The 18,376-nt window shown below is 62.7% G+C and carries 29 protein-coding genes and 1 other RNA gene; 21 read left to right on the forward strand and 9 right to left on the reverse strand.

The window, feature by feature from the left end:
- The 9 genes from DAES_RS12155 to DAES_RS12195 form a co-directional block, all read right to left on the reverse strand.
- Positions 1–309 carry a hypothetical protein gene (locus DAES_RS12155; RefSeq protein WP_013515326.1) on the reverse strand — a complete coding sequence of 103 codons (309 nt, stop codon included), beginning with the start codon at positions 307–309 and terminating at the stop codon, positions 1–3.
- Entirely contained in the window at positions 299–646 is a 348-nt protein-coding gene (locus tag DAES_RS12160; protein WP_013515327.1) for a hypothetical protein, read from the reverse strand. Before DAES_RS12160 ends, DAES_RS12155 begins: the two co-directional genes overlap by 11 nt.
- Positions 637–1,308 carry a hypothetical protein gene (locus DAES_RS12165; protein WP_236608410.1) on the reverse strand — a complete coding sequence of 224 codons (672 nt, stop codon included), beginning with the start codon at positions 1,306–1,308 and terminating at the stop codon, positions 637–639. The genes DAES_RS12160 and DAES_RS12165 overlap by 10 nt, the downstream gene beginning before the upstream one ends.
- The gene (locus DAES_RS12170; RefSeq protein ID WP_013515329.1) at positions 1,305–1,910 is read right to left on the reverse strand and encodes a transglycosylase SLT domain-containing protein; all 606 of its coding nucleotides are present in this window, start codon (positions 1,908–1,910) and stop codon (positions 1,305–1,307) included. The genes DAES_RS12165 and DAES_RS12170 overlap by 4 nt, the downstream gene beginning before the upstream one ends.
- Before the next feature lie 38 nt (positions 1,911–1,948).
- On the reverse strand, positions 1,949–2,374 hold the full coding sequence (locus DAES_RS12175; RefSeq protein ID WP_049776404.1) for a putative holin: 426 nt from the start codon (positions 2,372–2,374) through the stop codon (positions 1,949–1,951).
- A gap of 90 nt (positions 2,375–2,464) precedes the next feature.
- Positions 2,465–2,962 carry a hypothetical protein gene (locus tag DAES_RS12180; protein WP_013515331.1) on the reverse strand — a complete coding sequence of 166 codons (498 nt, stop codon included), beginning with the start codon at positions 2,960–2,962 and terminating at the stop codon, positions 2,465–2,467.
- Complete coding sequence (locus DAES_RS12185; RefSeq protein ID WP_013515332.1) at positions 2,963–3,919, reverse strand: hypothetical protein; 957 nt, start codon at positions 3,917–3,919, stop codon at positions 2,963–2,965.
- Between the two features lie 130 nt (positions 3,920–4,049).
- Positions 4,050–4,775 (reverse strand): hypothetical protein, encoded by a 726-nt coding sequence (locus tag DAES_RS12190; protein WP_013515333.1) that lies wholly within the window; start codon positions 4,773–4,775, stop codon positions 4,050–4,052.
- 29 nt (positions 4,776–4,804) lie between these two features.
- On the reverse strand, positions 4,805–5,146 hold the full coding sequence (locus DAES_RS12195) for a helix-turn-helix domain-containing protein (protein WP_041271433.1): 342 nt from the start codon (positions 5,144–5,146) through the stop codon (positions 4,805–4,807).
- A 122-nt stretch (positions 5,147–5,268) separates the two neighbouring features.
- Here DAES_RS12195 and DAES_RS12200 point away from each other — a divergent pair, with 122 nt between their 5' ends.
- The 21 genes from DAES_RS12200 to DAES_RS12300 all read left to right on the forward strand — a co-directional run bounded on the left by DAES_RS12200 (position 5,269) and on the right by DAES_RS12300 (position 18,360).
- On the forward strand, positions 5,269–5,493 hold the full coding sequence (locus DAES_RS12200; RefSeq protein ID WP_013515335.1) for a DNA-binding protein: 225 nt from the start codon (positions 5,269–5,271) through the stop codon (positions 5,491–5,493).
- Between the two features lie 42 nt (positions 5,494–5,535).
- Entirely contained in the window at positions 5,536–5,985 is a 450-nt protein-coding gene (locus DAES_RS16990; protein ID WP_013515336.1) for a hypothetical protein, read from the forward strand.
- A gap of 12 nt (positions 5,986–5,997) precedes the next feature.
- A complete protein-coding gene (locus DAES_RS12210) occupies positions 5,998–6,444 on the forward strand; it encodes a hypothetical protein (RefSeq protein WP_013515337.1) in 447 nt (148 codons plus the stop codon).
- Entirely contained in the window at positions 6,437–6,742 is a 306-nt protein-coding gene (locus DAES_RS12215) for a helix-turn-helix domain-containing protein (protein ID WP_013515338.1), read from the forward strand. Before DAES_RS12210 ends, DAES_RS12215 begins: the two co-directional genes overlap by 8 nt.
- Before the next feature lie 13 nt (positions 6,743–6,755).
- Complete coding sequence (locus DAES_RS12220; RefSeq protein WP_013515339.1) at positions 6,756–6,950, forward strand: hypothetical protein; 195 nt, start codon at positions 6,756–6,758, stop codon at positions 6,948–6,950.
- A complete protein-coding gene (locus DAES_RS17810; protein WP_013515340.1) occupies positions 6,940–7,926 on the forward strand; it encodes a hypothetical protein in 987 nt (328 codons plus the stop codon). The genes DAES_RS12220 and DAES_RS17810 overlap by 11 nt, the downstream gene beginning before the upstream one ends.
- Before the next feature lies 1 nt (position 7,927).
- Positions 7,928–9,646 (forward strand): DDE-type integrase/transposase/recombinase, encoded by a 1,719-nt coding sequence (locus tag DAES_RS12230; RefSeq protein WP_013515341.1) that lies wholly within the window; start codon positions 7,928–7,930, stop codon positions 9,644–9,646.
- 3 nt (positions 9,647–9,649) lie between these two features.
- A complete protein-coding gene (locus DAES_RS12235) occupies positions 9,650–10,801 on the forward strand; it encodes an AAA family ATPase (RefSeq protein ID WP_013515342.1) in 1,152 nt (383 codons plus the stop codon).
- A 30-nt stretch (positions 10,802–10,831) separates the two neighbouring features.
- Positions 10,832–11,077 (forward strand): hypothetical protein, encoded by a 246-nt coding sequence (locus tag DAES_RS12240; RefSeq protein WP_157864858.1) that lies wholly within the window; start codon positions 10,832–10,834, stop codon positions 11,075–11,077.
- Positions 11,070–11,579, forward strand: coding sequence for a host-nuclease inhibitor Gam family protein (locus tag DAES_RS12245; RefSeq protein ID WP_013515344.1), 510 nt, complete (start codon positions 11,070–11,072; stop codon positions 11,577–11,579). Before DAES_RS12240 ends, DAES_RS12245 begins: the two co-directional genes overlap by 8 nt.
- A complete protein-coding gene (locus DAES_RS12250) occupies positions 11,576–11,812 on the forward strand; it encodes a hypothetical protein (RefSeq protein WP_013515345.1) in 237 nt (78 codons plus the stop codon). Before DAES_RS12245 ends, DAES_RS12250 begins: the two co-directional genes overlap by 4 nt.
- On the forward strand, positions 11,805–12,005 hold the full coding sequence (locus tag DAES_RS12255) for a hypothetical protein (RefSeq protein ID WP_013515346.1): 201 nt from the start codon (positions 11,805–11,807) through the stop codon (positions 12,003–12,005). The genes DAES_RS12250 and DAES_RS12255 overlap by 8 nt, the downstream gene beginning before the upstream one ends.
- Before the next feature lie 32 nt (positions 12,006–12,037).
- Positions 12,038–12,307, forward strand: a complete 270-nt coding sequence (locus DAES_RS12260; protein WP_013515347.1) for a hypothetical protein — start codon at positions 12,038–12,040, stop codon at positions 12,305–12,307.
- 16 nt (positions 12,308–12,323) lie between these two features.
- The gene (locus tag DAES_RS12265) at positions 12,324–12,602 is read left to right on the forward strand and encodes an HU family DNA-binding protein (RefSeq protein WP_013515348.1); all 279 of its coding nucleotides are present in this window, start codon (positions 12,324–12,326) and stop codon (positions 12,600–12,602) included.
- Positions 12,602–12,862, forward strand: coding sequence for a hypothetical protein (locus DAES_RS12270; RefSeq protein ID WP_013515349.1), 261 nt, complete (start codon positions 12,602–12,604; stop codon positions 12,860–12,862). The genes DAES_RS12265 and DAES_RS12270 overlap by 1 nt, the downstream gene beginning before the upstream one ends.
- Positions 12,861–12,925: hammerhead ribozyme type II (locus DAES_RS17375), an RNA gene on the forward strand. Before DAES_RS12270 ends, DAES_RS17375 begins: the two co-directional genes overlap by 2 nt.
- A 9-nt stretch (positions 12,926–12,934) precedes the next feature.
- On the forward strand, positions 12,935–13,144 hold the full coding sequence (locus DAES_RS12275) for a hypothetical protein (RefSeq protein ID WP_013515350.1): 210 nt from the start codon (positions 12,935–12,937) through the stop codon (positions 13,142–13,144).
- Between the two features lie 379 nt (positions 13,145–13,523).
- Positions 13,524–13,715, forward strand: coding sequence for a hypothetical protein (locus DAES_RS12285; RefSeq protein WP_013515351.1), 192 nt, complete (start codon positions 13,524–13,526; stop codon positions 13,713–13,715).
- Positions 13,716–13,796: 81 nt separating this feature from the next.
- Positions 13,797–14,240 (forward strand): regulatory protein GemA, encoded by a 444-nt coding sequence (locus DAES_RS12290; protein ID WP_013515352.1) that lies wholly within the window; start codon positions 13,797–13,799, stop codon positions 14,238–14,240.
- A gap of 9 nt (positions 14,241–14,249) precedes the next feature.
- Complete coding sequence (locus tag DAES_RS12295) at positions 14,250–14,591, forward strand: Mor transcription activator family protein (protein WP_013515353.1); 342 nt, start codon at positions 14,250–14,252, stop codon at positions 14,589–14,591.
- Between the two features lie 241 nt (positions 14,592–14,832).
- On the forward strand, positions 14,833–18,360 hold the full coding sequence (locus DAES_RS12300; RefSeq protein WP_013515354.1) for an FAD-binding and (Fe-S)-binding domain-containing protein: 3,528 nt from the start codon (positions 14,833–14,835) through the stop codon (positions 18,358–18,360).
- Positions 18,361–18,376: the final 16 nt, after the last annotated feature.

An 18,376-nucleotide genomic window follows, 5' to 3' on the forward strand; every position in this document is an offset into this window, starting at 1 on the left:
CTACCAATACTTGGCGGGCCGGGCTATGCCGGGCTCGCAGCTGACGGTGTACTCGGCCACATCCACGCCGTGGCGGTTGAGCCTGGCGAACCACCTGCCATCGGGCTGCTTTTCCAGCTCCACCAGTTCGCGCTCGGCCAGATAGTCCAGCTCGCGACGCACCTCCATCTGGGTGGTGTCGGTGTACACGCCTTGGACCGTGGCCAGGGCGACCTCGTCATAGCAGCCGATGGGCCGGGCGTTGTTCAGGGTCAGGATGAGCATCCAGCGCATGTGCTCGCGCCGGACTTTGGCATGATCAACAGCCACGGGGGCCTCCTTTGTCTATCTTCTCGGCCAGGGCGTCGAGCTTGGCCTCGATGACGGTCTGATTGCGGATGAAATCTTCGCGTCGCACGTATTCGAGTGGTAGCTCGGCGCGCAGCCTGAGTAGATTTTTCTCATTGTCCTGGGCCAGACACTCGGCAGCACACGCTTTGTCGTGGGCGGTGTCCGCTGTGCTCCGCGCGCTGTCCGCGCGGGAACTTGCCAGAGCCATGGACAGCTTGCTGACGATCTTCCAGACCGCGAACACGAAGCCGAAAAACGACAGCAGCACGGTAGCCGACAGCATGAGCAGCTGCCACATGGGGATGGTCACTTCCATGTCTCCTCCCGCGTCGGGCGGCCTTCGGCCCAGTCGATCAGCCCATTGAGCTGCGCCTCCAGCTCGCGGCAGCGCGCGCCGTAGTCGCGGATATGGGCCAGGATGTCTTGCGGTGTGACGGCGGGCATTAGCGGGCCGCCTCCTCGTGGTATCCAGGCACCAGCGGTCTGGGCGGCTGTGGCCGCTGCATCAGGGCCGGGGGCGGCTCCGGGCACGGCGCGATCACTGTCACCGGCACCGATGGCCTCGTTGTAGAGGCGCACCCAATCAGGCCCGAACAGGCAACGGCCATCAACAGCAGCAACGTTGCGACTCGCATCCTCAATCCTCCGGTTGGTTATCTGGCGGCGTTGGGCCGCGATGGTTTTGGTGGCGTCCAGGTACTGCCGCTCCAGAGCATATGTCCGCGCGGTTTCGGCCTCCAGCATGGCCCGAGCCCGGCTCTCGGCCTCGGCCAGGGCCAGGGCGTGGTCCGCGCGGATCCCGCTCACCTCGGCCCGGCGCTCGGCATCGGCCCGCTCGTATCCGGCGTGGTAGCCGCGCCACGCGGCGTAGCCGGTCAGCAACCCCACCAGGAGCACGGCGGCCAGGATCAGGGCGATCATCCGCCAGCGGCCAGTTACGGCAGTGGACACGGCAGAAAAAATGGTCATCAGGCTCATGGGCACACCCCCCGGCCCCATCCGGCGGCCTCGTACACAGGGGAGAGCGTGAGCAATATGCGGCGCGGGTAGCCCCGGTTTTCGCGGATGGCCCAGGCGGCGCGGCCCGCGTTGACGGTCTCCACATGGTCCCACCACCGGGCCGGATCCAGCCCGCTGGCCTCGGCCAGCCGCTTGTCCCGGTTGAGCCAGCCCAGACCGCCGTTGTAGGCGGAGAGCGTCATGGCCATGCGGTGGCACTCGGTCACGGCTGTGATGCGCTGCCACAGCCACAGGTCGTAGGCGACCATGGCCCGCAGCGCCCAGCCGGGGTTGTACGGCGCGGGTTCGCCCGTGTGCGGGGCCACCTCGGGTAGCCAGGCCGATGTCGCGGGCATGAACTGGGCCAGCCCCTGCGCCCCGGCCTGGGAGCGGGCATCGGTCCGCCACAGCGACTCCTGATGCACCTGGGCGGCAAAGGTGGCCACCGGCGCATTAAGCCCCCACTCGGCGCGGGCGCAGCGGATGAGCGTTGAGCGGTACTGATGGGCGGCGCGGGGGATCTCCTGGGCGTTGGCAACGGCCACCCACAGCAACAGGTTTGCCACGGCGCAGATCAGCATCAGCCACGGCAGCCACTCTTCCCAGCGACGGGGCACGGCTACAGCCCCAGGCCCACGGCCAGCATGGCGGCGGCCACGATCATGGCCCGGCGCAGCTGGGCCACCACGCATGGCACCCACAACCGGGGCTGCGCGGTGGGGCCAAGGCGGCGCAGCGGGCCAATATATTCATGGGGCCGGGCATACGGGAACAGGGCGCGGTCCAGGCAGTATCCGGCCACGCCCGCGATGGTGATGAGCGCCACCTTGTAGGCAATCACGGCCAGCTGCTGCGGGGCGGCCAGGGCCACCACGGCCAGCAGGGCCAGGGCGGGGATGATGATGGATGTCATGCGGGGCGCGGTCATGTCGGTTGTCTCCTTGCGGTTGTGCAGGTGGTGCGGCGCGGGCGGCCCGGCCAAAGGAGCGACAAACACCAGACCGCCCGCCCGCACCGTGTAGACATGACCATAGGCCAGGACCAAGGGCTGGTCCTGTAACGCGGGTTACAAACTGAAGAGGGGTAAAAGGAACGGAGAAATGAAAAGGCCGCCCGGAGTGGGCGGCCTTGGGGGTTATTCTGACTGAGAAGCCTCGCCGTTTATTCCGCAGGCTTTTCTTTGTTCGTCGATCAGTTCGTCATACCGACGCATTTGAATGTTCACCAGCGCCCAGGGCAGTCGGAACGAGAGGACAAAAGCCATGACCGCAAGGCCGAGGTAAGCCCTTTCTATCCAGATTGTGACGGCGGAGTGGTCCTTGATCAGCGCTGACAAGAATATGAGGGTCAAGGTGATCAGGTAGAGCACGAACATCCATTTGTTTCGGATGAGACGGCGGTTGACGTTGTTCCTGTTGAGCTCGGAAAAACGCCAACTGTTTCTGCTCGCCACGCCTGACGGATCGCCGATGATGGTGATGACTGCGATCAGGAAGCCGGAGAGAATGGAAAAGACGGTTACGATAATATTGACCGCGCTCTCGTTGCCATGAATAAGCGGCTGCCCCCAGATGGCGGCAGAAATTCCTGACAGCAGGGCCAGACTGAAAAATGCTATCCTTCCAAAATCCATTTACTGATCCAACAATCCCTTGTTCCGAAGCTCTTTCAGGTAAGTTCGCATCTCTGCCCAGACCGACTCATGTCTTACGGTTTTTCCATACTTGGGCACCTTGATCTCCTTGCGCAGGGTGATGGTGCTTGCAGAAATGGTTTCACCATCACCGGTGACAATTTTAAAGCCGTCGTCCCCTTCATCTACAGCCATTTCGGCGAGGCTTTCAATCCTTTTTTGCCCCAACTCGCCGCCCTTGAATCTCCTGTCGTATTTGAGAATGATTTCGGCCGTCAGGTTCTCAGCCTCGGAATACTGCGCAAGAGATTCATCCTTTTTGCATATCTCCAAAAACTCTTCGGTGACAGCCTTAACCACCTTCTCCGACATGGTATTGGTCGTCCGCTTGAGGTGGTCCAAGGTGGCCGGGAAAAGTCCGGCGCTCAGGTGGAGTCGCTTGACACCCTTCTCCCGAATCATCCTTACCTTGTCAACATCGGCCACGCTTACGAGCGAAAACGCAAGCGCCTCTTCCGGCTGACCGGTCTTTTCCAGAAGGTGCATCAGGTATTCCTTTGCCTTGCTAACCCGCAGACCTGTGGAGCAGAACAAAACATGATTGTCCTGGACAAGGAGCATCAAGTCACCGTCCATGAAGTCGTTGCCCTGGGGAGGGACTGCTGTTCCGAGGTCGACCTCCTTGTTTTGCCCGCCCTGGGGGACAAGCGAAACGGGTTCGCCCGGAGTGGAGACGGAGACGTGGACGTATTGGCGTCTTTCCTTGGTGGAGGGGTCACGTTTTCTTTCTTCGTGACAGCACTTCACCTCCTGCCCATCAATGGTGAAAGTGCGATCCGCAACGGTCGTGACCCGTCGGTGTGCCGCCGCAAGATATTCGCACAGGGTGAGTGCCTTATTGTCAGGGAAGAATGCCCTTAAGTAGCTCATCGTTCTTGATTTGTCTCCCTCTGCCATGGATCCTCCTTGTTGTTTACCCCACATCCTTCAATCGCTTCCCGCCCCGTTACGCCCACAAAGCCGCCTTTCCAGAGGCTCGCTGTCAAGGTCTAAGCTCCTCTTCAATCTACTCAAACTCCACCAACTGTCAGAATTCGCCGTGTGCGGGCAGGGCTGGCAGATCCACCTCGACCTCGGTTGTAAATGTCTTATTCCCATTGGCCGCGACGGCCACGCCCGGACCCGAGAGCCATGCGTTATTCGGTCCCAGAACACTGTTCTGCCTTGGCAGCACGCCTATCTGCAAAATGTAGATTCCGGCGACCAAGCCTTTCTCATAGGCGCTGGGGAACCAGCTTTGAAAGCGACCGTCTGTCACGATCACATCCCACTTGGCGGGGTCCATAGCGGTGTCGAGGTACAACACCTTTCGCTCGGGAATCGTCTGGACAATGCTTGAGCAGAGTCGAGTTCCGTCCGGCAGGTTGGTCTGGCCGGAGAGCATAAGACGTTTATCATCCGCAATGCGGAGGCGGACATCGGAAAAAGACGGGGTGATCGTCGGCTCGGGCTTTATCCAGCCGCTTACTCTCTCGGGAACGTGCTGCGCAATCGTTGGGAGGATGAGAACAGCCCCGCAGATAAACAATGCCGGGCACAGCTGTAAGCGGGAAGGGATGTGGTTAATGATCAGCCAGCCGACAAACCAGCAACCAACCCCCAGCAGAGCAATGACAAAGTAAGGGATCGTCATCTCCGGCCCATGAGGGAGCAGGAACGCGCCACCAATTGCGGCCAAGCTCCAGCGCGCCCAAACAGGGAGCAACCAGAAAACCACAGCGAATAGAATGATAAGAACAACATACGCCGTCATAACTGCCTAACGCCCCCTTGTCAGACGATTTACCCCGCGTTCTTCAAGTTCTTTTTCCCAGGACGTTGCGCGAGCAGAGCGCTCGTCTTGATAATCGCGTCCTGCTCATCCGTCGGGCAGTGGCGGAAATTGTCCAGCAACGCCGCCTCCACAGAGGTCAGCTCCGGCTTGGGCGGCTCTCCCACTCCGAGCAACAGCCAGTTGGCGTCCACCTGGAACACCTGAACGAACTTTATCAGAAAGTCTTCAGGCACTCGCTGCTTCCCATAGACCACGGAGCGAACCCTTGATTCCTTTTCATCAAGCATTTGCGCCACTTTGGCCACAGACAAGCCTTCAATAACCTGCTTAATTCTTGTCGGAATAGACAAAATTCACCCTTGTTAATTATTTCAACTTGACAATTGTTGAAATAATTAACTACAACTGTTTCACGACAGTTCGGAACAAGTTCACACATTGACATCGACAACGGAAAACAAAGGATCACGACATGATTCGCACCTCAGAGGACGTAAAAAACGAGTTCAAGCGCAAGGGTATCTCCATTTCTCAATGGGCAGTTGCCAACGGCTTTCAGCCGAATCTGGTCTACGACATCCTCGCCGCCCGCCGTAACCCCACACGGGGCCAGACCCACAAGATCGCCGTGAAGCTCGGCCTCAAACGGGGCGAGATCGTGGATGACCGCGAAATCGCCACGGCCATCAACGCATAACGACCATGCCCTATTGTGTAACGACAAACCAGCGGCCTGACAATGTCTAAGCTGCGGCCAAAATTTGACCAGGGAATGGTGCAACTGACCCTGCCCATGTCCACGCTGGCCTCGCAAACCCACAAGGCTGGCGGCCTGCGGTGCAAGGAGGCCGTCAAGGAGGCGTTGCGCCGGGCGCTGGCCAACTGCGGCCTGTCGCGCGAGGTGGTGGCCGACGAGCTGTCGCGCCTCACCGGCGAGGCCGTCTCGGTACACGCCGTCAACAACTGGGCCGCGCCCGGCAAGGGTGACAGGTCCATCCCCCTCGACCAACTGGCGGCACTGACCGTCATCACCGGCGACCCCGGCCCGGCCAGGGCCGCCCTGGAATGCGCCGGGCTGGCCGTGCTCATGCCGGAACAAACGCCGCTCTACGAGCTTGGGCGGATCACCGCCGAGGATCGGGAGCGGGCCAAGCAGCGCAAGGCGCTGTGGGATCAAATCAACCGCTAAAAGGAGTGTGTCATGTTTGACGAGATCAGGGATTTGCTGGCCGATGCCGATCTGCAGATGGAACGCGTGATCATACTCGGGCTGCTGGACGCCGACAGGCCAGAGGGAGACTTCCTGGAGCTGCTTGAGGACCACACCACCAACGAGCTGGCGGCGATGTTCGGCTTGTCCCCCGAGGCGTTTGGGGTGGTGGGCGAGGATTGTGACGAGCCAGGCTGGGCCATTCTGTCCCGCAGGTTCGGCTACCTGCTGGAGCTGATGCGACCCTTGCCCCAGTGCATCGCGTTTGACGACGACGGCGAGGTCATCGGCTACGCCTTCACGGGCTTTTATAAAATCATCTTCGCCTATGGCGACACCCTGCCCGACGCCGTGGCCCAGGCCATCCGCAAGTCCGGGCAGGTCTACGACGAGGCCGTGGCCCGCGCCCGCGAGGCAAGAGGCATCAACCATGTCTAAGGCCACCTCCACCTCGGCCCGGCGCGTCCTGCGCGTGCTCAAGATTCTCAAGGGCCACTCCCTGCGCGGCCTCTCCAACGGCGATGTGGCCAAGGCCCTGGGCGAGAGCCCGGTCAACGTGACGCGCGCCCTGCAGGCGCTGGCCGAGGAGGGGATGGTCACGCAGCTGGACACGGGCCGCTGGGCACACTCCGTTGCCCTGCTCCAGATAGCCCAGGCCCACGCCAACGAAATGGCCGGGGCCCAGGACCGCATCATGGAACTCAACCGCCGCATCCTCACCGGATCGCAAAACTAGAAAGGAGACACCCATGAGTATGTTTGACGCAATGAATGACATCCTGAACATGACATTTGGGGAGCTTGTGGAGCTAGGGGAAGTGTCCTGCACCATCAAGGATGGCGACAATCCGGTTGCCGTCATGGCTGTGGTCAAGGGCGAGGACGCCTGCCGCGAAGTGCTGGCCGTGATCGCCAAGTATGAGGAGGCCGGGGATGACGTCTAACGATCAGAAAACGCTGGCCGAAGTGTACGCGGATCAGGGCACCCTGGCCATCCCCGAAGCCGAGCTGATGCAGGTGCAGAATAGCGCGGCCGTCGCAGCCCAGGCCGTCATGGATGTGGAGGGCGTTCTCCGCGACCTCGGGCGACTGGACGCGACCCTGTTTTATGCGAATGTCGCAGATTCCATGCTCGTGCAGATTTTTGAAAAGGTAAAAAAAGAAAAGGCTTACAAAAAGCTCCACTACTTCGACGAGGCCAAAAACCTGCGACAGTTTCAGACGCTAGAGGAGTTCTGCGAAATCAAGCTCGGAAAGTCCTACCGCAGACTGCAGGAACTTTCCCAGCACATGCAAGCCCTCGGCTCCGACCTCTACGAATCCGCCGAGCGCATCGGCTTCCGCAATCGCGATTACCGCGCCCTCAAGGCACTGCCGCCCGAGGATCAGGCCGTGGTCAAGCAGGCGCTGGAGAGCGAGAGCAAGGACGAGGTGCTGGACATCCTGCAAGACCTGGCCGCCCGACATCAGAGCGAAAATGAGGCCGCCAGGAAGGAGCGCGAGAACCTGACCGCCGATCTGGAGGCGCGCAGCAGGCTGCTGGAGGACAAGGCCAAGCGGCTCCAGACCACTGAGGAGGAGCTCTACAAGCTCAAGTCCCTGCCGCCGGACGCCAACCTGGAGCTCAAGCTGGCGCGGGAAGAGGAGGCGGTCAAGGCGCTGGACGCCGCCTACATGGGCGCGCTGGCCGAGATCAACCGGTTCCTGCTCCAGGTGGACGCCGTGCTCGGTGGCGAGGGCATCTCGGCGCAGACCGCCGAGTATGCCGTGGCCTCGGTGCAACACTACTGCGAGTGCGTCAACGCGGCCCTGGTCGAGCACGGCATCCCCGTGGACTTTGAGAACATCGTGGCCCCGGAGTGGATGCGCGGCGCGGCCAAGGCAGACCTGGAAGCGGGCCGCACGGGCCACGAGGCGTAACATGAAAGCGAACCTCGGCGAGATCGACACCCTGCGCGCCCTGGCCGCCCGCCTGGATGAGGCGGGACACGGTGAGCGCCAGCCTTTGGTCGGGCAAGTGGCCAAACTACTCTGCTGCTCGGAGCAGACCGTGTACCGCCGCCTGCGCCAGGAGATCGGCTGGGCCTCGGGCCGCAAGCGGCGCACGGACGCCGGGCGGATCAGCGTCAGTGAGGATACAGCCCTGGCTGCCGCCCATCTGGTGCATGTGGCTACCAGGAGCCATGGCAAGCGCACGCTGCCTGTGACCGTGGCGCGCAAGGTGTTGCGCGACAGCGGGTACACCGAGGCGGGTGTGTCTCCCTCTACGCTCTCGCGCGCCATGCGCCGATATGGCTGCCACCCGGACATGCTGGCCCAAGGCAAGCCCGCCGTGCGCCTGCGCAGCCTGCACCCCAACCACTGCTGGCAGGTGGACCCCTCGCTGTGTGTGCTGTTTTACCTGCCCAAGGGCGGATTGTCCGTCTGCGAGGAGAGCAAGTTCTACAAGAACAAGCCGAAGAACGTGGCGAAGATCGAACGGGAGCGCGTGTGGCGCTACGTCATCACCGACCACTACAGCGGCACCATCTACGTCAAATATGTGCAGAGCGCTGGCGAAACGGCGCAGTCGCTGGTGGACGTGTTCCTGGATGCCATCTCGGATCGCGGTCGGCACGACCCCATGCACGGGGTGCCGCACATGCTGCTCATGGACGCTGGCAGCGCCAACACCAGCCACCTGTTCCTCAACCTGCTCGACAGGCTGGGCGTGCGACACACGGTGCATATGCCGGGCAACGCCCGCGCCAAAGGGCAGGTGGAGCAAGCCAACAACTTGGTGGAGACCCAGTTCGAGGGGCGGCTCCGGTTCATGAACGTCCAGACCATCGCCGAGCTCCAAGCGCGAGCCGACGAGTGGCGCATGCACTACAACGCCCGCGCCATCCATACCCGCACAGGCAAGAGCCGCAACGATGTCTGGATGACCATCATCGAAGCCCAGCTGCGGCTGGCCCCTGACTTGGCCCTGTGCCGCGAACTGGTCACCACCCGGCCTGTGCAGGTGACGGTCCGCACGGACATGACCATCACCCACGCCATCAAGGGCTACGGCCGCAACGAGTATGACCTGCGGCTGGTGCCGGGGCTGGTGCCCAAGCTCAAGGTGGGCGTGGTGGTCAACCCGTACCGTGCCCCGGCCGTGGACGTGATCGTCGCCGATCCGGAGACGGGCGAGGACCGTATCTGGACCGTGGAGCCCATGAAGAAGAACGAGGCCGGGTTCTGGGAGTCCGCGCCGGTCATCGGTCAGGAGCACAAGGCCCAGCCGGACACCGTTGCCGACAGGCATGTCAAGCGCATTGTCGAGGCCGCTGGCGATGACCCCAGGCACATCCGGCCCCCTGCGCACGTCAACGTCATGGCCGACATCCGGCCCGCTCCCGAGTACATGCCGCGCCGTGGCCGCGACCTGGGGCTGGACGCCAGCCGCAGGGAGATCGCGCCGCTGACCGTGGCCGAAGCCGCGATCAAGCTCAAGCGGAGCCTGGGCGACCTGTGGCCCACAGAGGGCTACGCCTGGCTCTCGCAGCGGTATCCGGCTGGCGTGCCAGCCGACGAGCTGGACGCCATAGAGCATCGGTTCGCCGGGCGCGCAGCTGCCGTCACGCCGCTCAAACTGGTTGTCAACGAGGGATAAACCATGACGCTCAAGGATTTGCTCGAAGGGTGCGGACTGTCACAGCGCGATCTGGCGAGGGCTCTGGAGCTCTCCCCTGCGGCTGTGTCCGACATCGTCAACCATGACCGGTGGCCCAAGACGGCTGACACGCGCCAGCTCCAGGCCGCCATCCGCAAGGCATTGCGCGCCGCTGGCGCGAACGAAAGCAGAGTGAAGCACCTGTTCCGCCCGTCCAGGGCACGGGTGAAGGCTGAACCTCAACCAAAGGAGACGATCATGTTGCTGAGAAGACAGGGGCTGTTCCCCAAGACCAAAAAGCATTTCGGGCTGATGGCCGATCCCTTCGACGAGATCCGCGGGGCCGAGGACGTGTTCCTGTCCTCGGAGATCCGCTACGTGCGCGAGTCCATGCTGCATATCGCCAAACACGGCGGGTTCCTGGCTGTGATCGGCGAGAGCGGTTCCGGCAAGTCCACCCTGCGCCGCGACATGGTCGACCGCATCATCCGCGACAAGCTGCCCGTGCATGTCATCGAGCCCTACGTCCTGGCCATGGAGGACAACGACACCGAGGGCAAGAGCCTCAAGGCCCTGCACATCGCCGAGGCGATCATGGCCACCGTGGCCCCCGGCGAGAGCATCAAGAGCAGCCCCGAGGCCCGGTTCCGCCAGCTGCACCGTGTGCTGCGCGACAGCGGGCGCACCGGCCATGCCCATGTCCTGGTCATTGAAGAGGCCCACGGCCTGCCGCTCAAGACGCTCAAGCACCTCAAGCGGTTCTTGGAGCTGGAAGACGGGTTCCGCAAGCTGCTCTCGGTGATCCTGCTCGGCCAGCCCGAGCTCAAGCACAAGCTCTCCGAGGCCAATCACGAGGTGCGCGAGGTGGTGCAGCGCTGCGAGGTGGTGGAGCTCAAGCCCATGAACGGATCGCTGGCTGGCTATGTGGCCCATCGCTTTGAGCGTGTCGGGGCCGAGGCGGGCAAGGTCATCACCGAGGACGGCATAGAGGCCCTGCGCAGCAAGCTGACCGGTCCGGCCTCGCGCGGCGGGGCTAACGACTCGGTCAGCCTCGTCTATCCGCTGGCCGTCGGCAACATGATCACCGCCGCCATGAACCTGGCCGCCGATGTCGGCGCGCCGGTGGTGGACCCCGGCATCATCGCCCAGGTGTAACCCATTACCAAGGAGGAAAACGACATGGAAATGACCATCATTAACGGCAGCGAAACCCGCAGACAGACCGGCAATCAAGCATGGCCCGGCAACGCCGAGGGCGAGATTGGCCGCAAGATCGCGAAGCTGGCCCTGGCGCTCAAGGGCCTGATCCAGCGCGACATGGCCAGCGTCACCGTCACCGATGCCAACCGGCTGTGCGACGACATCATTGCCGAGGCCGAGCGGGTCGAGGGACTGGAGACTGTCGCAGCATTCGGAGGTGCGCATGGCTAGGCTCAAGCCCAAGACCACGGTCATCGCGGACAGCAAGCAGGCCGAGGCGGCCATGATGGAGCTGGGCGGCCTCGGCAGGGAAATCACGGCCATCGAGCACGACGCCCAGGAAAATATCGACCTGATCAAGGCCAATGCGGTGGCGGAGATGGAGCCGCTCCAGGTTCGCAAGAAGGAACTGGAAGACGCTTTGTGCACATACGCCACCTTGAACAAGGGCAAGTTGTTCAAGGAGCGCAAAAGCCAGGAGACTCCGTTTGGCGTCTTTGGCTGGCGCAAGGCGACCAGACTCCTCACCGCAAGCAAGGTGACTCTCGCCGATGTCCTGGAGCGACTCCGCGAACTGGGTATCAGAGAAGCCATCAGAACGAAAGAGTCTGTGGACAAGACTGTCCTTGCGGACTGGCCGGATTCCCGGCTGGAAGGCGTGGGTATGAAGCGCGTCTCCAAGGACGAGTTTTACATTGAGATCCACGAGGACACCCTGGGGGCCGACCAATGAGTGATGCCGGATTGCGCCGCGCGCTGCATGCGGCGGAGGCCCAGACCATCCGCCACGGCAAGACCATCCGCGAGTTGCTCCGGCTGCTCCGGAGCGTGCGCGAGGACGGCGGCCTGAACAGCGCCCAGTGCGAGGCCCTGGACCAGCTGGTGGCGCGCAACGAGCTGGTGATGACCGGCCTGCTGGACGAGGCCGACACCCTCCACCCGGAGTCGGGGGTGGCCCGTGGCTGACACGCTCGCCTACACGGTCCGGGTCAAGTCCGACACGGGGCTGGCCGTGCTCGTCCTGATCCCGGCCCTGGGCATCGTGACCTGGCTGCCCAGGAGCCAGGTCACGATGCCGGAGACCATCCACTTCGGCGACACGCTGGAGGTGGAAATTCCCCGGTGGCTGATTCGTAATGAGCGGGAATGGCTCGGCTAGGGTTGAACCCACAAGCGTCAAGGAAACCCATCATGCCCAAGTGCCCACAGTGCAAGACCATGCGCCCCAAGGAGGCGTTCTACACTCCACGCGGATACCGGTGCATCGCCTGCCGGGACTGCCGGACAGCCAGGATCGTCAAGCAGGCACCGGCGCCCGAGCCGCAGCCCAGGGCGCTGCCGGAGCCGAAAAAGCCGGTGGCGAAGTACCAGAACCGGGCCATGGGCTTTTGCCCCTACGATGGCGGCGGCAGATGGGCCGGGGTGGACATGCAATCAATCAACTTCGCCCCGCTGGGGTGAAAACAAGGAGAACGAGATGAACAAGAGCGAACTGATGGATGCCGTGTTCGAGCGGCGCACGACAGGGTTTTCCAAGTGCCACGTTGAGAAGGCCGTCAATGACGCGCTGGACATTATCGCCGAGCAGCTGGCCAAGAGCGACAAGGTGGTCATTACCGGCTTCGGCTCTTTCGAGGCCGTGACGACCGCCCCGCGCCTCGGTCGCAACCCGCACAACGGCGAGGCCGTGCAGATCCCGGCTGGCAAGAAGATAAAGTTCAAGCCGGGCAAGGCACTCAAGGAGGCGGTGAAGTGATGTTCACCGCATACTGCTTCCGCACCGGCGAGATCGGCGTGACCGACGGTGGGTTGCCCGAGGGCACACTCCCCATCGCGCAACACCACGACAAAGCTACGTTGGATGAGGCCATATCCACCTATGCCACGCATTCGTGGCAGAAGGGCCTGCTCATCGTCGGGGAGCTTCGCATGGCTAACACCGATGACGATGCAGCCGAGGCGCTGGATCAATTCAAGGGGCGGGTTGAAAACCACCTGACCAACTCCACGCAATAAGCGAAACCGCCCTGCGGGGCGGTCGCCGGGGCGTGGCGGCCTCGGCCTGATGAGCAGCCAAGGGAGACGCATATGCACGACCTGCCTCGCACACCCTACAAGGAAAAGGCTGAAAAGCTGGAGGTGGCTCTAGCCCATGCCCAGCGGCGAGCGGCCTGGGCCGAGACGGTAGCCAAGGCCGCCAAGTTCGACCTCGCTGAAGCGCGTGAGGAGATTGAGCGCCTCAAGCGGCTGCTCAAAGCCCCGCGCCAGGCAACGCTCTTTCCGCAGGGGCGGGCATGATGAGGACTAGGGACGAAGGCAGAAAACTCAACATGCGGTTGCATATGGGTAGGGGTTACACCAACCCTCGGTGTTGCCCAACATTTTCCTATTTTTTCTTAGCTGCCAGACACCCTATATTTTCAATGGGGATGCTCACTGCTTGGAACTCATCCCGTCCTGGACACCGTCTGTTCTGGGCCATTGTTACGGCCGTCGAGGCAAACCAGAGAGGGAAGGCACATCAGGAGGATACTCGTAGGCAGTACCCCAATTTTGAGTGTTACCGATTGCTAGAAGCCGCCAGACGCGAGGTGGTGGAGGCTGCGCAAAGGATCGGTGCGCAGGTGTACCAAGACAGATGCAAGGCTAAATGGGCAAAGCTCTTTCAGGGGCAGGCATGAACGACAGATTCAGCGTTGGCAGAGATGAGGGCTATCTGGTCATCCGGGACAACGAGCGCGGAGGCCGCGCCGTCATCGCCTTCCTGCCCAATGACCGTAAGCCCGACGCCCCGCTCAACATGGCCAGCGTCTGCGTCAAGGCGCTGAATGCAGAAGCCGAGAAATACAGAAAACGCAGAGACACATGAGCGACCACTACCACTGCAAGCGGTGCGGAGCATCACTGATCTACGACCCACCCTGCGACTGCTATAAGAAAGGAGCACATCATGAAGAAACCCGGAATGAGCCCCCAGGCCCGGCGCGGGATGATCTCCAAGATCAAGATCGGTCAGAAGCAGCTCGGCATGACGGACGACGCCTACCGCGACATGCTTATGGATCGGTACCAGAAAAACTCCGCCGCGACTCTGTCTTTTCGGGAGTTGGTTGATCTCGTGGCCCACATGGAGGCTCTGGGAGCGCAGTTCATCAGCAAGCAGGCTCCCAAGTCGCAGCAGATCCGCGACCCGCAGTCGCGCCTGATCCGCTCCCTGTGGCTGCAGCTGCACGATGCCGGGCTGGTGCGCGATTCCAGCGAGGCCGCCATTGCCGCCTACGTCAAGCGCCAGACCGGCGTCGAATCCCTGGCCTGGCTGTCATCCCCCCAGGCGTCAAGCGTCATCGAGTCCCTCAAGCAATGGCTGGCCCGAGCTGATCAGCCGGTAGTATAAGGAGGATGTATGAGTGAAGGGCGCGAAATCGGGACTGAACTGCTGATCGACCTGGCCGAACAGATCGGCGCGTTGGCGCGGTCATCGTTCGGGGTATCACCTGCTCGCGCGGCGGAATTCGGCCAGGATGCGGCAGCCATGTTAGCAGATCATTGGGGAGGTCAGCATGTTTACATCCCCAAAGACGTGGCAACCAGACAACGGGAGCGGTATCATCAAATTTACAGCGAGTTCACAGGTTCAAACCAGCATGATTTGGCTCGCAAATACGGTTTGTCAGTCCAGCACGTTTATCGTATTCTCCGCCGAGTTAGAGATGAGCGGCGGCAGCGGCAGTACTCGTTAATCTAGTTACTCATAGTGAAACAGTGTTTCCTTTTCGACATCCCGACACATCCCGGCTCATCCCAGGTAGTCCCGATTTATCACGCCCGTCTCTCTAGATTATAACAGTGGGTATCATCCCCTGCCGCGCCGCAAACACCTCCCCCCTCCCCCTCCTTGCCAACCCCACCCCCACCCCCTATACTTGCCATCCAAGCAAAAACCACTTACCCATTCCCCTTTCACGAACCGCCCGGAGAATACCGCCATGGCCCAACTCGGCCCCCACATATCCATATCAGACGAACAGCTCATCACCCGCGCCCTGGGCGTGGTGGACATGGAGCGCTACCAGCACTGGCCCGAAGGGGTGAAAAAGCTCGCCTCCAATCTGGCGGCGGAGCTGTTCATGGTCCGCTACAACCCGTTCATCGACCCGGAGCTGGTGCGCACGTCTGTGGAGCGGCGGCTGAACATGTCAAAGCCCATGCTTTCCAAGGGATTTGCCAAGATATTGTCCACGGGCATCGAGTTGTTCTGGGAGAGTTTCGACGCGGATCAGGCGTTTCGCGACACGCTCATGGAGCGGCTGGGGGCGTTCATCCCGCGCGAGGCCATTGGCGACGCGCCCAACTGCCGCATCGAATCGGCCACGGACGCCACGGACCTGCGCATGGAGCTGCCCCTGCTGGTGCTCTTTCCCGAGACCGAGGAGCAGATCAGACAGGTGGTGCGGCTGGCCAACGAGCTGAAATTCGGCGTCATCCCGCGCGGGGGCGGCACCGGGCTGACGGGCGGGGCGATCCCGGCGGTGGGCCGCTGCGTGATCCTCTCCCTGGCCCGGTTCAAGCGGATCATCGACATCGACCCGCAGGCGCGCACCATCACGGCCCAGTCGGGCGTGATCACGCTGGACGCCATCAAGGCGGCTGCCGGGCAGGGGCTGCTCTTCACCGTGGACCCGGCCTCCAAGGCGGGCTCATCCCTGGGCGGCAACATTTCCGAGAACTCGGGCGGGCCGTTCGCCTTTGAATACGGCACCACCATCGACACCATATCGAGCTACCGCATGATCACGCCCGACGGCGGGCTGATCGAGGTGCGGCGCAAGGACCACCCGCGCCACAAGATATACACTGACGAGGTGGCGGTCTTCGAGGTTTTCGACGAGCGCGGCGCGCTCAAGGACACGGTCAGCCTGCATGGCGGGGAGATACGCGGCGCGGGCCTGGGCAAGGACGTGTCCAACAAGTATCTGGGCGGGCTGCCCGGCGTGCAGAAGGAGGGCGTGGACGGCATCATCACCCAGACGAGCTTTGTCTGCTATCCGATCCCGGCCCACTCGCGCACCCTGTGCCTGGAGTTCTATGGCCGGTCCATGAAGAACGCCATGTACGTGATCAAGGACGTGGTCGGCCTGCGCGACACGATCCGCCGCAAGGGCGACCTGGTCAAGATTTCGGCCCTGGAGGAATTCGGGCCCAAGTATGTGCAGGCCATCGAGTATCAGGCCAAGTCCATGCAGTACGAGGGCGACCCCATCTCGGTGCTGCTGCTCCAGCTCGACTCGGACGACAGGGGGGCGCTGGACGACGCCTGCCGGACCATCGTGGCCCTGGCCCAGCCCTATGACGGGGTGGACATCTTCACCGCGCGTGACGAGCGCGAGGCAGAGCTTTTCTGGGAGGACCGGCACAAGCTCTCGGCCATTTCCAAGCGCACCTCGGGCTTCAAGATCAACGAGGACGTGGTCATCCCGCTGGAGGTCATCCCGGAGTTCTCGGACTTTCTGGAAGACCTGAACCTCATCTATCTGGCCAAGATATATCGCAAGACCCTGCACAAGGTGCGCGACATGGACGGCGTCAACTACGAGGACCCGGACATCCTCGAAGGGTTGTCGCGGGCCAGGGCGATCATGGGCGGCGAGGTCACGGCCAGGGACATCTCTGACCAGGAGCAGGACGCCCAGTGCCGGTTCCTGTTCATCAAGCTGCGCGACGCCTATCCCAAGCTCGACCGCGAGATCAAGGCCATGTGGCAGGAGATGCAGCACAAGCGCGTCATCATCGCCAACCACATGCACGCGGGCGACGGCAACTGCCACGTCAACCTGCCGGTCAACTCCAACGACCCGGAGATGCTCGCCTCGGCCCACGAGGCGGCGGACGTGGTCATGCGCAAGGTGCTCACGCTCAAGGGCGAGGTCTCGGGCGAGCACGGCATAGGGATCACCAAGATCGGCTTTCTGGGCGAGGAAAAGATCAAGGCCCTGGCCGAATACAAGAAGCGCGTGGACCCGGGCAATGTCCTCAACCCCGGCAAGCTGGTGCGGCGCGAGCTGCCGAGCCAGCCCTTCACCTTTTCCTTCAACCGGCTGATCCAGGATCTGGACCAGACCGCGCTCAAGGACAAGGAAGCGCTCATGGCGCTCTTGCGCAACATCCAGACCTGCACCCGCTGCGGCAAGTGCAAGCAGGTCTGCCCGATGTATCAGCCGGTCAGGGGGCTGATGTACCACCCGCGCAACAAGAACATCAGCCTGGGCGCGCTCATCGAGGGCATCTACTACTCGCAGATCCAGTCGGGCGAGCCGTCGGCCCGGCTCATGGCCCAGTTGCAGGACCTCATCGACCACTGCACGGCCTGCGGCAAGTGCACGGCGGTCTGTCCGGTCAAGATCGACTCTGCCGGGGCCGCCCTGTCCCTGCGCGCGTTCCTCGATTCCAAGGGCAGGTCTGGCCACCCGCTCAAGCAGATCATTTTGAAGAATCTCGCCCGCAACCCCTCGGGCAGCCTGCCCCTGGTGGCCAAGGCGCTCTCGGTTGGCCAATCGATCCAGGACAAGACCCTGGGGCTGATCCCGGCGCGCTGGCTGTCGCGCATGGAGTCGCCCGCGCTTTCGGGCCGCAGCCCTGGCATGGACTTTCGCAATCTGCACGAGGCGCTGGGACTCGACTCCGGCCCGGTGCTCAAGAACAGCCAGGCCGCCTGGGACGAGACCGTGCTCTACTTTCCCGGCTGCGGGGCCGCGCTGTTCTCGCGCTCCATCGGCATGGCCACGGTCTACCTGCTGCTCAAGGCCGGGGTGAACGTGGTCCTGCCCGACCGCCACATGTGCTGCGGCTACCCCCTGCTCTCCAGCGGCTGCGAGGAGGCGTACAAGACCAACCGCCACCGCAACGTGCGCGAATTCATCGACCTGCTGGTCAAGACCGGCAAGGCGGGCCTCAAGGCGACCACCCTGCTGACGGCCTGCGGCACCTGCCGCGAGTCCCTGGAGAGCTACGACTTCTCCGGCGAGCTGGTGGACCCGCTCCGGCACCTCGACGTGGTCCAGTTCCTCATGGACCGGCTGCCCGTGCTGCGCCAGAGCGAGCCGGTGCTCTACCACGCGGCCTGCCACGCCGAGTGGGTGGACGCGCCCAAGATCAAGGCCGCCGAGATATACCGCGCCGGTCTGGCCAAGCTCACCGGGGCCGAGGTCGCGCTCTCGCCCGGCTGCTGCGGCGAGTCGGGCCTGGGGGCCATGACCAGCCCGGCCATCTACAACCGGCTGCGCGAGCGCAAGCAGGAGCAGCTGCACGCCGACCTGACCGACGACCGGACCCGGCCCATCGTGGTGGGCTGCCCGTCGTGCAAGGTGGGCATCAAGCGGTCCATGCTCCAGATGAAACGGCCAAACCGGGTCATGCACACCGTGGAATACCTGGCCGAATGCCTGGGTGGCCGCAAATGGCGGCGCGAATTCAAGGATATGATGAAACAGATCGAGCGCAAGGGCGCGGGCAACTGACGCCCTCTTTCCTTGG

The sequence above is a fragment of the Pseudodesulfovibrio aespoeensis Aspo-2 genome (assembly GCF_000176915.2).
GTDB classification, from domain to species: domain Bacteria; phylum Desulfobacterota; class Desulfovibrionia; order Desulfovibrionales; family Desulfovibrionaceae; genus Pseudodesulfovibrio; species Pseudodesulfovibrio aespoeensis.